This is a genomic window from Comamonas halotolerans, assembly GCF_030162935.1.
Classification (GTDB): domain Bacteria; phylum Pseudomonadota; class Gammaproteobacteria; order Burkholderiales; family Burkholderiaceae_C; genus Comamonas; species Comamonas halotolerans.
This window is the reverse complement of sequence record NZ_JASAUZ010000010.1, coordinates 41,165-53,947: the sequence shown is the minus strand read 5'-3', so window position 1 is coordinate 53,947 and position 12,783 is coordinate 41,165. Positions and strand designations below refer to the sequence as shown.

Below are 12,783 nucleotides of genomic sequence, written 5' to 3'. Positions count from 1 at the left end.
TTCTGCGACGCCCGGGCCAACCACATGACCTTTGGTAGAGCGTATTTCCAGGCAAGTAGCGCATACGCAGCAAGTTCTGGCGGATATTGCCAGCCAATGCTCCACCCATTGCGCTAACTCACAAGCGAATTGGTAGCGGCTGCTACAAAAGGCAATTACTTCATGGTTGCAGACGTGGCAGCGTGAAATTGAGCCACCACAGCGAACCCAGTCCCGCCATCCATCCACTTTTGCGGCTTAGTCCCTGGCAAGCAATGATCATCAGCCCACCATTCCTGTCGAGACCCGATATTCCCGTCTACGACGAGCAGTGTGTTCGCAGCGTGATGCCCGGTGGTGTTGTGGGAAGCGGGGCATTTCCTGTCAGCCAAGCCATGGTCTGGCATGGTGGCCTTCACATCACAGCCCCCAACGCCAATGAGCCTGTGCGCGCTATTGCAGATGGCATCGTGATCTTCCGGCGTGAAGGCGGTACTGCCGAATACAACAATCAACCGCACTCCACCGGCTGCGTCGTCATTCGCCACACCACAGAAATCGGTGCTGACCCAGGAACCAACGGCACAACAGCGGTTGAAGTCACCTATTACTCCATTTACCAGCACCTGAGAAAGCTGGATGCTGCCTTGCCAGCCCTTAACCAGCCCATCTACCGCAAAGACAAACTGGGTCTGGCAGGTGATATTCACGGGCAACCCAACCGCATTCACCTGGAAATCATTGCGGGCGATGCAGACACGCAAAAGCTGGTGGGCCGCAAGACAGCGGAGCTACCTCTCAACAAAGACGGACGCTCTAACACGGTGTACGGACAGCTCTATGTTCTGTTGCCCGCCAAAAGCGCATGTCACGCAACACAACCCGGCAATGCGCCACTGCCAGCGCCCAGCGGGGACAGTGGAAATACAGACCTGATTATCGGCATTCAATACGAGCAAGGCCACGCCACGCTCACCACCTATCAACTCACGGGAGAGATTGTTGGCAGTGCTCCGGTCGAAACCGATGCCGAATACCAGCTCTACGCCGAAGCCAATAAACGCCACTCTGCGCTCAGCCCCAATGAGCGAGCCAACAGCAGCCCCAGCGGCTGGTATGAGCTGCTGCGCTTTGGCCGCAACCTGGGCCCCGATCCATTGCCAGCCCAGGCAGCGCATTGGCGCAAGGTCGTTTTACCCAGCCATCCCCAAGGTGCGTGGGTCAACCTCAACGCAGCAGGCACCTACAAATTCAGTGATGCGGATTTCCCGCACTGGATGGGCTGGAAGCTCATTGACGACGATACCGAGGACAACAACAGCCAGTGCAACTCGGCACTGATTGATGCCATGCTCTCGCCATCCGCCCAGCCCAAGGCAGCGCCTGCTGGGCCACCCAGCCTCATCGGCCCATCAACTCCCCCGCCACAGGCACCGGAAACCGCACAAACCACGCCCGAGCAAAGAGCGGCCAACCGATTGCAAAACCTGTGCAAGCCTGCCGTGCAAGAAAAACTGGCCAAAACAATTTGCAAGTTCCCCACCGAATGGGCCAAAAACGAACTCAGAAGCAGATGGGCATGGATCAAAGCCAAGGGCAACCCTTACATGCCGTTTCCGCTGGACGACGAAGAGTTCGAGAAAGTGGTCACATTTGGGGAAAAACTATGCTTTTGGGAAGAGTTGCCCCAGGAAGACAAGGACAGGCTGACTTTTACACACTGGCATTTTCATCCACGCGAATTTATTGCGCATTTTAGAAAGTGTGGATGGCTGAATGTGAATGAGTTCATCCAGTTAATTCCTTCACATGCATTGCGCATTGGTCAAGACAGTAGAACCAAAGCCAAAGGTTCATTGTGGGAACAAGTCCCTCCTACCAGTGCAAGAAAGACCAACGAGATCATTGAAGGTCACTTAGTACCTTTAAATAAAATGATGCGTAAATACTGCATCAACACCCCACTAAGGCAAGCAGCATTCTTTGGAAACGCCATTCAAGAAACATCATGGTTAGCTACTCTGGCTGAGTTTGGTGGAGAAACATATTGGTATACTCCATGGCATGGTCGTGGTTTTTTGCAATTGACACATGCAGGCAACTATATTGCGTATTGGATATGGCGTGGTCGAACCATATCTTCTTCATTAAAAGAACGTTTAGAGTCTACGCAGCGTGCGGAACAAAACAAAACCCCTGCATTGCGCAATAAAACTGTGATGAATGACAGTAATTTTCATGGAATAACTCAAGAAATTATAAATTGGAGAATTTCTGTAGAAGCTCATCAAGAACTAGCGCAATCTCCGGAGAGATTTTTAGCTCCTTCCGATAGTGCAGGATTTTACTGGGTATCCCTTCAAATGGCTAAATATGCTGATCAATCGCATACCATTGAGCGTGTTGTTGTCAGTACTGTGAACAGACAAGGTTCTAAGATCTATTACAGAAGCCCATCATTCTGGAAGGCTTCTGCAGCGGTCAATCTGCCAGCAAAAATCAACAGCACCTATAGCTCAAGTCTTAATGGGTTCGACTCTAGATGTTGTGTGTATGGCTACGCCATGGCAATACTCACAGAAGCAAAACTCCCCGATGCACAAGGAGAGCTAGTTATTGATTTTCCTGAAGGTTATACAAAAAGGAACCCGTTATGATGAAATATTCCCTCGTCCTCATTTTGCTTTTTAATTTGATTACTACAACTCAAGGACGAGAAATCCATACAGAATTTATACGAACTGGAAACCTTGAGGCACAAATTGTAAATATTGGCCCAGGTTGCAGAATAAAACTGGATATCCCTAAAGGGGCAAAGCTTGGTCAAGGGTACCAAAACAAACAATACAGAGGAATGGCAGGCTTTTCAATAAAAATGCCAAAATATTTCTCACACAATGGGGATTGGAGTTTCTCCTTTAACTGCTATCACACTTATGAAAAGAATTTTCAAGAGGTTTGGAAAGATAGATCTCCGAAAAATGGAGTCAAGTTTATAATTGAAAAAGGGAGAAAAAAGTTCACAGATGATGAAGGCGCTACTTATTTTTCAGTTCAGTCAGTGAATGCCGAAGGCTGGGCCCTCACTTATGACGACACAACAGGTGAGGAACGTTTGCGTTTAAGACATCTATGGTATTGCGTTAAGGCCAAAGAGAGTGCTATTTGTGGTAGTAGCGATATTGGATATATTGATTTTATCAACAATAAAAAAAATATCGATATTGCATCCTATGCTTTTAGAGTTTTGGAGAGCATTGAGTTCTTAGAAGATGTACCGCCGAATTAATAAATATCATTGATGAAAAAATATCTTATCCCCGTATTCCTCTTCTATCATTTAGCTTCCACTGCTCAAGCAACCCAAAATCCTTCGGAATTTTTACGTACAGGCGCATTAGATGCACAAATTGCCAATCTTGGCCCTGGTTGCAGAATAAAAATTGATATTCCCAAAGGTGCAAAACTCGCGCAAGGCTGCCAGAATGAACATTACAGAGGAATGGCAGGTTTTTCGATAGAAATAGGCTCAAATTTTTCCCATAATGGTGAGTGGGGTTTTGATTTCGAGTGCTTTACCACTAAGGAAAAGCAATTTCAAGAGATATGGACAGATATAACACCCAAAAATGATGTTGATTTTATAATTTCAAATGGCAAAAAGAAATTTATAGATGTAGATAATACTACATTTTTTGCTGTTGATTCAGTGAATGCGCAGGGCTGGGCTATCACTTATGATGGTACTGTAGGAGAAGAGCGCTTTCGATTAAGGAATTTGATGTATTGCATCAAAACCATCAAAAGCGCTATCTGTGGCAACAGCAAAATTGGATATATTGATTTTACAAATAATAAAAAAAATATTGATATCCCATCTTATGCTTTTAGAATTTTAGAGAGCATTGAATTCTTAGAAGATGCGCCGCCAAATTGATAGATATCCTTGATGAAAAATTATATTACCCCCCTCCTTCTCTTCTATCATTTGGTTTCAACAGCTCAAGTAGCCAAAGATCATTCAGAATTTTTAAGGACAGGTGAATTTGAAGAACAAATTGCAAATCTTGGTCCAGGTTGCAGAATAAAATTGGATATTCCTAAAGAGGCCAAGCTTGGCCAAGGGTATCAAAACAAACAATACAGAGGAATGGCAGGCTTTTCAACTGGTAAGTTTGAAAATTTTTCCAACGATGGAGAATGGTCATTTGATTTCGAATGCTACAGCACCGAAGAAGAACAATTTAAAGTGTCTTGGAAAAATCGTTCCCCAAAGGAGCATGTTAATTTTGTAATTGAAGATGGTAGAAAGAAGTTTAAGAATGAGGAAGGGAGTACATTTATTCCGGTTAAATCGGTGAATGCAGAAGGATGGGTTCTCACATTTGATGATACAACTGGAGAAGAACGCTTTCGATCTAGGTATTTGAGGTATTGCATAAAAGCCCAAGAAAGCGCTATTTGTGGCAGCAGCAATATTGGATATATTCATTTTATAAACAATAAAAAAAATATCGATATCACATCCTATGCTTTTAAAGTTATAGAGAGCATTGAATTCTTGGAGGATGCTCCGCCCAATTGATAGCTTTAGGGCACCACTTAGAGCAGTAGCCTTCCGCACATATTGCTTGACGTGTTACCAGCGCAAGGATCTTTCTTAAGCGATTTGGCGCAGTGCCAGCAATACTACAGTGACAAACTCCAGTTGAACTGCTGAAAGTGGAAGATGTCGGAACTGCTTAGCGAACTGAATGACAAAGCTGCCCTTGTTCCCACGACACGCTCGGGCGCTGGTCTCTAGGTCAAGCAACTTGTAGACCATCTCCAGCATCGCTCTGGCGGACGGTTGTCTCAAACGTTGTCATCGGCACTCTATCGATGCGAATTGGTTATTCTGGTTGGATTTCTGACCGCCGGAGTTACTAGCCAACAGCATTAGATAGCTGGCTGCTTCAGGCTGATTGATGTCTTTCAACACCACAAGACGAATGACTCCTGTTGCCAAAAATAGTCATTGCACTGATTCAAGAAGCGTAACTAGATTTAGACGTCTGCTTTCGGTGGCTTAACCGAAATGGCGTTCTCTGCCAGAAGCAGCCACTCCATTACATGCTCGTGGCTACAAGCAACGGACCTTAATTTCAGAATTTTCAGGTTTGCCTAACAAGCATGATTGCAATTGCTCACTCTGAAACTTCTTGCTAAATTCATTTTTATGAGAACGACGAACACTTTTTGCTTGTCGTCTAGATTCAGTTAAGTCTCAGGAGATGACATGGATTTCCCCGGTGAAAAGTTAGTGATCAAACTCTGGGAAACGCTGACCGAGAAGGGAATCGGGGCATTGCTTTCGCCGTGGCAAGCTGCCCGAGAAGGCAGGGTAAGAAACGAGGTTCGCCGACATGAAATCCTCATGCTGGCGCAGGCAGAAACAGACGCTGCTGATATTCGATCCGGCAAGAAGCAACTTCTTCCAGATGGCACTTTGCTGCTCACAAGCGCAGCGGGTATCCGGCCTGCCACTGACGAGCGCATTGAACCAACGCTATCGATTTCCGCAGCAGTGGAGTACGGCAGCAGAGCTGCAGTAGCAGCAGCAGCTCGCTCAGAAATTAACGCAACGAAAGCTATCCTATTTGCAGAAGAGCAACTTGCAACTGACTCGCAGATTCCATCCGATCGGAATGTGGACGAAGACTGGCTATTCGCGTGGCGTGAGCATGCCGGCAAGGTATCTACTGAGGATCTACAAAGGTTATGGGGCAGTGTCTTGGCAGGCGAAGTAAAGGCACCTGGTAGTTATTCAATTCGAACACTAGAGTTTCTGAAGATGCTTTCCAAGGAGGAAGCCGAGAAGATTAGCAAGTTAGCGCGCTATGTTATCCACGGGGACATCGCTATTAGTCAGGCGAAATACCTAGAATCCAAAGGCTTGGCATTCTCGACGCTGCTACAAATGCAAGAGTTAGGGGTTGTCTCTGGCATTGATTCTTTCGGACTTACTAAAACCTATAAGTCATTAGTAGAAAACAAATTCTTTCGGGCGCTCGTCTCACACAGCAAAGCGCTAATCGTAGAGCACGTAGATCCCGCGAAAGAGCTTAATTTCGAGATTTATACGCTTACGGCTATCGGTAGGCAGGTACTCGGACTAGGTACATTTGAGCCTGACATAGAGTACCTGCGGTTAGTCGGTAAGGAAATCGCTGGGAAGGGTTTCTCTGTCAGGCTCGCCGACTGGCGGCAAGTATCAGACACCCAGGGACAGTACGGCAATGCACAAGAAATCCTATGTGATGCTCCCCCCGCTGAGGCTTAACAGGCTACTCACCAGAAAGCAGCCTGTGAGGATTTGATAACGATGTACTGGGAAGGACTTCTATCTGGCTGAAAGCAGTAGTTCAGGCTGCCTACATCACTGACGGCAACCGCTGCATAGCCGACATAGACAAACAAAGTTGAAATAGACGCAAAGTGACCAGCACTGTGCTGACTTCTCAGCATCAACACAGTGGTTCAACTGCACCGTCCGCCGCTATCAACGCTCACACTCATCTTCAAGGCCGCCACTCACCCATGTTGCCCAAACTGCAGCACAGTCCTGCCACGCTCGCCGTATCAACTACGTGGTGCTAAGCCTCTTCACCCCCGACATCCAGTCGCTGCATATTGCCTAGCAGTTTGAGCAGGTAGTGCAAGGCGTGCGCCACATCGTCTGTGGAGAAATCTTCCAGCGCTTGCTGGTAGTACGCATGAATTTTCGGCAGCGCCTGATGCTGCCAGACCTTGCGCCCAGAGGGCGTCATGCTGACCAGCCGTGAGCGCCGATCCTTGCCATCTGGCGCACTTTGCACGTGACCATCGCGCTCCATGCGACTGACCAGGCCTGATAGATTTTGCCTGCTCACCATGAGATAGCGCGCCAAATCTCCCACGCTCATTCCATCTTGCACCTCGTCGCGAGACAGCGCCCCCAGCACCGCCCACTGCTGGGTCGTCAAACCCTCTGCCTCGACCGCTCTCGTTCCAGTTTTATGCAACATATTTGCACATTGATAGAGACGAAAGAACATGCGATTTGCCAGCTCAGCTCTGGCCGTATTGTTTGATTCTTTAGGGTTATCCATAGATTTTTAATGCTTTTGACTGCTTGCGTGCATTGTCTCGTTGCGCCTAATATTTGACAACATATTTACCTATTTACGTATTCAACCCCACAGAACAGCTTGTTCACACAAGCCTTTATGGAGCCAGAGCATGCAAAGATTTGACAACAAAACAGTCATAGTGACAGGCGGCGGCGGCGGCATCGGAAGCGCCACCTGTCAACGCCTGGCGTCCGAAGGTGCCGCTGTGGCTGTGTTCGACAGGAATCTAGCATCTGCCACACAGGTTGCACACGAGATCACGGCATCAGGCGGGCGGGCCGCGGCCTTTGAGTGCGACATCACCCAGCGCGATCAGGTGGATGCCGCCGTGGCCGCTGCGCAAGTGCAACTGGGACCCATCGCCAGCTTGATCAACAACGCTGGCTGGGACGTGTTCAAGCCCTTTGTGAAGTCTGAGCCTGCAGAGTGGGAGCGCCTGATTGCCATCAATCTGACGGGCAATCTGCACATGCTGCACGCCGTACTTCCAGGCATGGTGGAAAGGGGCTATGGGCGCATTGTGAACGTGGCGTCTGACGCTGCACGCGGAGGCTCTTCGGGCGAAGCTGTGTACTCCGCCTGCAAGGGTGGTTTGGTGTCCCTGTCCAAAACCCTGGCGCGCGAGCATGCACGCCATGGCATCACCGTCAATGCAGTGTGCCCCGGCCCGACCGATACTGCCTTGCTGGCCGGTGTGGCTGAAGGCGCACGCGATCCTGCCAAGCTCATTGAAGCCTTCAAAAGCGCCATTCCCATGGGTCGCTTGGGTCAGGGCACTGATCTGGCAGCAGCCATTGCCTTTTTCGCCAGTGATGACGCCAGCTTCATCACAGGCCAAGTGCTCAGCATCTCCGGTGGACTGACCATGCACGGTTGATCACGCCAGCACATCCCTCTTCCTCACAGAAAGCAGACCATGAACTTTGAAGACATCCTGTATGAAGTCAAAAACGGTGTGGCATGGATCACCATCAACCGCCCCGAAAAGATGAACGCCTTTCGCGGCCAGACCTGCGATGAAATCATCCGCGCCCTGAACAAGGCCGGTTACGACCGCGAGGTGGGAGCCATTGTGCTGGCTGGCGCTGGAGACCGTGCGTTTTGCACCGGCGGCGACCAGTCGGCCCATAACGGCAATTACGACGGGCGCGGCACCATTGGACTGCCCATGGAAGAACTGCATACCGCCATCCGCGATGTACCCAAGCCCGTGATTGCGCGCGTACAAGGTTTTGCCATTGGCGGTGGCAATGTGTTGGCCACGATTTGCGACCTGACCATTTGCTCCGACAAAGCGCAGTTCGGTCAGGTAGGACCCAAGATGGGTTCTGTGGATCCCGGCTACGGCACTGCTTTTTTGGCCCGCGTTGTAGGCGAGAAAAAAGCACGTGAGATCTGGTATTTGAATCGTCGCTACACCGGCGAGCAAGCCGTTGCCATGGGGCTGGCCAACTTCTGCGTCCCCCATGATCAGCTTGACGAAGAAGTTCAGAAGATTGGTGAAGAGCTGTGCGAACGCAGCCCCACGGCTTTGGCCATTGCCAAGCGCAGCTTCAACATGGATACCGCCCATCAGGCCGGAATTGCCGGATTGGGCATGTACGCCTTGAAGCTGTATTACGACACCGACGAATCACGCGAAGGTGTGAATGCACTCAAAGAAAAGCGCAAGCCCGAGTTCCGCAAATACGTGAAGTAAGCACATTCGCGCTCAGAGGATGACATGGCAATCACCCCCAACCCCTACATCACCGAAGACTTGCAGGCACTGGCAGACACGGTGCGCCGCTTTGCACAAGAGCGCGTGGCACCAGGCTTTCTGGAGCGCGACCGCAGCCGCACCCTGGACCGTGATTTACTGCAAGAAATGGGAAAACTGGGCTTTATCGCACCCGAGCTGCCCGAACGCTTTGGAGGCCTGGACATGGGCTGCATGGCTGCCGGCGTCATCCATGAAGAAATGGCGCGTGCTGATTTGAGCTTTTCCTACCTGAATTTGCTGGCCTCACTCAACAGTCAAATCCTTTCCAACTACGGACAATCCGAGGTGGTTGGACCGTGGCTGGAGAAGCTGGTGGCCGGCAAAGCCATTTGCGCGATTGCCCTGACTGAGCCCAGCGGAGGCTCGGATGCCGCCAACCTGCGCTTACGTGTGGAACGCGTGGGCGAGCACTATGTGATCAACGGAGAAAAAACCTCCATCTCTGCCGCAGATCAGGCCGACATCAGCGTGGTGTTTGGCCGTACAGGCAGTGCCGAGTCTGGTGCTCACGGGGTGACTGCCTTGCTGGTGCCCATGAACACGTCCGGCGTCACCACCAGCCGCTTTGACTGCCATGGACAGCGTGCCATTGGCCGTGGCTCCATCTTTTTTGAGAATGTGCGCGTGCCGCTCAACCACCGCCTGGGCGATGAAAACAAAGGCTTTGTGCAAGTCATGCAGGGCTTTGACTTTTCACGATCGCTGATTGGCTTGCAATGCCTGGCAGTGGCCCGCGTGTCGCTGGATGAAGCCTGGGCTTACACCACCCAGCGTGAAGCCTTTGGCAAGCCATTGTCGGCTTTTCAAGGCGTGACCCACCCTTTGGCGCAGTACGACACCGAGGTGGAGGGAGCCCGCCTGCTGTGCCTGCAAGGCCTGTGGCTCAAAGACCAGGGTCTGCCCCACTCTGCGCAGGCAGGCATGGCCAAGTGGTGGGGACCCAAGCTGGCTTATGACACGATTCATCAATGCCTGCTGTGCTTTGGTCATGGCGGCTATGACCGAGGCCCCATGGAACAACGCTTGCGCGATGTGCTGGGTTTCCAGATTGGCGATGGCACCGCGCAGATCATGAAAACCATCATCGCCAGGACACGTGCTGGCAGAAAGTTTGTGCCAGCAGCCTAGAAGACCATCCACACCAGCCCAAAGAGCGCCAAAGCAGCACAAGCCAGGCTGCGACACAAGGAAAGCCCTTGCTCAAGAAGCGAACCTGAGCACGCCCATTGAAAACCACCGGAGACAAACCATGGAATTCGACGCAGTACTATTACCAGGCCGCCGTGCACGCATGCAAGCCCTGGGCTTATGGCATGACCGCACGATCAACGAGGCACTGGATGCCTGCGTGGCGCGTTGCCCGGATAAATTGGCGTTGACCGCCCTACAGGTCGAAACAGGTCATATCCAGCGCTTCACCTATAGAGAAATGGCACAGATGGCCGACCGTATTGCGCTTGGCCTGCATCGCCTCGGCGTACATCGCAATGATGTGGTCGCTTGCCAGCTGCCTAACTGGTGGCAATTCACGCTCACCTATCTGGCCTGCTCGCGTATCGGAGCCGTGATGAACCCGCTGATGCATATTTTCCGTGAGCGTGAGCTGTCTTTCATGCTGCAACACGGCGAAGCCAGGGTGCTGATAGCCCCGCGCAATTTCCGTGGCTTTGATTTTGAGACCATGGCCCATGGTCTCAAAGAGGCTCTGCCACAGCTTGAACATGTGGTGATTGTGGACGGTCAAGGCGATAACAGCTTTGAAGTCCTGCTCAGCGGCACCGACTGGGAAAACGGTGGCGCTGCTCACAGCGTGCTACAGCAATCACGGCCCACGCCCGATGACATCACCCAGCTGATCTACACATCCGGCACCACCGGCGAGCCCAAGGGCGTGATGCACTCGGCCAACACCTTGATGTCCAACATCATCCCCTACGCCCAGCGCTTGAACCTGGGCGCGGATGACGTTGTGCTGATGGCGTCTCCCATGGCGCATCAGACCGGGTTCATGTACGGCTTGATGATGCCCATCATGCTGCAAGCCAGCGCTGTTCTGCAGGACATATGGGACCCCAAGCAAGCCATTGCACTGATCCAGTCCGAGCAGGTCAGCTTCACCATGGCCTCCACGCCATTTCTGTCCGATCTGGCTCGCACGGTAATGAGCAGTGAGCCTGCCGATAAACCGGACCTTTCCAGCCTGCGCACCTTCCTGTGTGCTGGTGCGCCCATTCCCGGCCCCCTGGTTGAGCAAGCACGTGCTGCACTGGGTGCAAAAATTGTTTCGGCCTGGGGTATGAGCGAGAACGGGGCGGTCACGCTGACGCAGCTCGACGATGACGATGAACGCGCAGTCAATACGGATGGCATCCCTCTGCCCGGCGTGGAAGTCAAGGTCATCGATATTGATGGCAAGGCGCTACCCACTGGAGAGATTGGCAAGCTGATGCTGCGCTCGTGCTCCAACTTTGGCGGCTACCTCAAACGCGCCCATCTGAACGGTACCGATGACGAAGACTGGTTTGACACCGGCGATCTGGCGCGCATTGATGCGCAAGGCTATGTCCGCATCACGGGGCGCAGCAAAGATGTGATCATTCGCGGCGGTGAAAACATCCCGGTGGTTGAGATTGAGGCCCTGCTCTACCGCCACCCTGCCGTGGCCCAAGCCGCCATCGTGGCCTATCCCGATGAACGCCTTGGGGAGCGAGCCTGCGCGGTCGTCGTCCCCAAAGCCGGACAAACGATAGACTTGCCCGCCCTGCAAAGCTTTATGAAAGCGCAGAAAGTGGCACAGCAATACGTCCCTGAAAAGCTGATCGTGCTGGACAGCATGCCCAGCACGCCATCCGGGAAGATTCAGAAATTCCGTTTGCGCGACTTGGTTCGCGAACAGACCTGAACGCTGGCCTGCGCCCCCACACACAGCCGTGCGCTGCGCTTACCTGCCAAGCAACCGCTGCGACAGCTGCACAAACCCATCGCCACGTTCCGCTTCGGTCACGTAGCGGGGCAGATGCTGCAATTGCGGCACGAAGCGCGCGATATTGGCCACGCCCACACTCAAGGGAACGTTCTGGAACATCAGTTGATCATTGGTCGAATCGCCGATGTAGATCCACTGACCCAAGGTCGCATCCAGGTCGAGATCGAACAGCTCACGCACGATCCAGCGCGCACCTTCGAGCTTGTTGTGATCGCCAAACCAGCCGTTGATGTGGATGGAACTCACCGTCGCATTCATGCCCGCCTCGCGCATGATGGCCACACACTCATCAATTTGCGCCTGCGGCATGTGGGTGAACTCGCTGTGATCCACGGCAATGTCGCACTCGCGCCCATGCGAGTCGGTGGCGCGCTGCGCACCTGGCACTTGCTGCTCGATCTGGGCCAGCACCTCCTGCATCTTGGCGAAATTGCGCACGCGGGTGTCGTCGTCTTGCTGGTACAGCTTGTCCAGCCCGCCTTCGGCATTGCGCCGCAGTGCCACCGCACCGTTTTCTGCCACGATGGCGTCCACCGGCCATGCACGCGCAAACGGCACGCTCCAGCCCACAGGGCGCCCCGTAATCGGCACCACCTTCAGGCCAGCCTCTTTGAGGCGGCCAATGGCCGCCACCACATGCTCGGGCACCACGCCATCCGTGGTCAACGTGTCATCAATGTCGGTCAGCACGCCCAGAATGTTGGCAGGCACGGGCAACTCAGACAGAGGACGCAGAAATTCTTGGCTCACAGCAAACTCTCAACAACAAACCCGTGCCGAGCACGGGAGAAATGCATCCTTGCCCCATTGGGCAGATCATTCAGCAAAGCGGTACAGACGCACCGCACCGGCGTAGGCAGTAGCAGCGCCACGACAAGCCAGTGCAACAAAGTCTGCAGGCCGAT

11 protein-coding genes are annotated in these 12,783 nt (G+C 52.3%); 9 read left to right on the top strand and 2 right to left on the bottom strand.

Features of this window, described 5'->3' with window-relative positions:
* Positions 1–182 precede the first annotated feature (182 nt).
* The 5 genes from QEP11_RS07030 to QEP11_RS07010 all read left to right on the top strand — a co-directional run bounded on the left by QEP11_RS07030 (position 183) and on the right by QEP11_RS07010 (position 6,301).
* Positions 183–2,636 (top strand): M23 family metallopeptidase, encoded by a 2,454-nt coding sequence (locus tag QEP11_RS07030; RefSeq protein ID WP_284335938.1) that lies wholly within the window; start codon positions 183–185, stop codon positions 2,634–2,636.
* Positions 2,633–3,268 (top strand): hypothetical protein, encoded by a 636-nt coding sequence (locus QEP11_RS07025; protein WP_284335937.1) that lies wholly within the window; start codon positions 2,633–2,635, stop codon positions 3,266–3,268. Before QEP11_RS07030 ends, QEP11_RS07025 begins: the two co-directional genes overlap by 4 nt.
* Positions 3,269–3,280: 12 nt before the next feature.
* Entirely contained in the window at positions 3,281–3,916 is a 636-nt protein-coding gene (locus QEP11_RS07020; RefSeq protein ID WP_284335936.1) for a hypothetical protein, read from the top strand.
* 12 nt (positions 3,917–3,928) lie between these two features.
* Positions 3,929–4,564 carry a hypothetical protein gene (locus QEP11_RS07015; protein ID WP_284335935.1) on the top strand — a complete coding sequence of 212 codons (636 nt, stop codon included), beginning with the start codon at positions 3,929–3,931 and terminating at the stop codon, positions 4,562–4,564.
* Between the two features lie 693 nt (positions 4,565–5,257).
* Positions 5,258–6,301 carry a DUF2806 domain-containing protein gene (locus QEP11_RS07010; protein ID WP_284335934.1) on the top strand — a complete coding sequence of 348 codons (1,044 nt, stop codon included), beginning with the start codon at positions 5,258–5,260 and terminating at the stop codon, positions 6,299–6,301.
* Positions 6,302–6,614: 313 nt separating this feature from the next.
* Here the strand turns inward: QEP11_RS07010 and QEP11_RS07005 are convergent, their stop codons facing one another.
* Entirely contained in the window at positions 6,615–7,109 is a 495-nt protein-coding gene (locus QEP11_RS07005) for a MarR family winged helix-turn-helix transcriptional regulator (protein WP_284335933.1), read from the bottom strand.
* A gap of 130 nt (positions 7,110–7,239) precedes the next feature.
* On the opposite strand from QEP11_RS07005, the gene QEP11_RS07000 reads away from it, so the two are divergent.
* The 4 genes from QEP11_RS07000 (at position 7,240) to aliA (ending at position 11,794) form a co-directional block, all read left to right on the top strand.
* On the top strand, positions 7,240–8,007 hold the full coding sequence (locus QEP11_RS07000; protein WP_284335932.1) for a glucose 1-dehydrogenase: 768 nt from the start codon (positions 7,240–7,242) through the stop codon (positions 8,005–8,007).
* Positions 8,008–8,046: 39 nt separating this feature from the next.
* Positions 8,047–8,829: a 2-ketocyclohexanecarboxyl-CoA hydrolase gene (gene badI / locus QEP11_RS06995; protein ID WP_284335931.1), complete on the top strand. Its 783-nt coding sequence runs from the start codon at positions 8,047–8,049 to the stop codon at positions 8,827–8,829.
* A 24-nt stretch (positions 8,830–8,853) separates the two neighbouring features.
* Positions 8,854–10,020 (top strand): cyclohexanecarboxyl-CoA dehydrogenase, encoded by a 1,167-nt coding sequence (gene aliB / locus QEP11_RS06990; protein ID WP_284335930.1) that lies wholly within the window; start codon positions 8,854–8,856, stop codon positions 10,018–10,020.
* Positions 10,021–10,141: 121 nt separating this feature from the next.
* Positions 10,142–11,794 (top strand): cyclohexanecarboxylate-CoA ligase, encoded by a 1,653-nt coding sequence (gene aliA, locus QEP11_RS06985; protein WP_284335929.1) that lies wholly within the window; start codon positions 10,142–10,144, stop codon positions 11,792–11,794.
* Between the two features lie 39 nt (positions 11,795–11,833).
* On the opposite strand, the gene QEP11_RS06980 is transcribed toward aliA, so the two are convergent.
* On the bottom strand, positions 11,834–12,628 hold the full coding sequence (locus QEP11_RS06980) for an HAD-IIB family hydrolase (RefSeq protein WP_284335928.1): 795 nt from the start codon (positions 12,626–12,628) through the stop codon (positions 11,834–11,836).
* Positions 12,629–12,783 lie beyond the last annotated feature (155 nt).

Coding starts and splice junctions, on each gene's coding strand:
- QEP11_RS07000 (WP_284335932.1), top strand. CDS start 7,240: ATGCAAAGATTTGACAACAAAACAGTCATAGTGACAGGCGGCGGCGGC.
- badI (WP_284335931.1), top strand. CDS start 8,047: ATGAACTTTGAAGACATCCTGTATGAAGTCAAAAACGGTGTGGCATGG.
- aliA (WP_284335929.1), top strand. CDS start 10,142: ATGGAATTCGACGCAGTACTATTACCAGGCCGCCGTGCACGCATGCAA.
- QEP11_RS07015 (WP_284335935.1), top strand. CDS start 3,929: ATGAAAAATTATATTACCCCCCTCCTTCTCTTCTATCATTTGGTTTCA.
- QEP11_RS07010 (WP_284335934.1), top strand. CDS start 5,258: ATGGATTTCCCCGGTGAAAAGTTAGTGATCAAACTCTGGGAAACGCTG.
- QEP11_RS07025 (WP_284335937.1), top strand. CDS start 2,633: ATGATGAAATATTCCCTCGTCCTCATTTTGCTTTTTAATTTGATTACT.
- QEP11_RS07020 (WP_284335936.1), top strand. CDS start 3,281: ATGAAAAAATATCTTATCCCCGTATTCCTCTTCTATCATTTAGCTTCC.
- QEP11_RS07005 (WP_284335933.1), bottom strand. CDS start 7,109: ATGGATAACCCTAAAGAATCAAACAATACGGCCAGAGCTGAGCTGGCA.
- aliB (WP_284335930.1), top strand. CDS start 8,854: ATGGCAATCACCCCCAACCCCTACATCACCGAAGACTTGCAGGCACTG.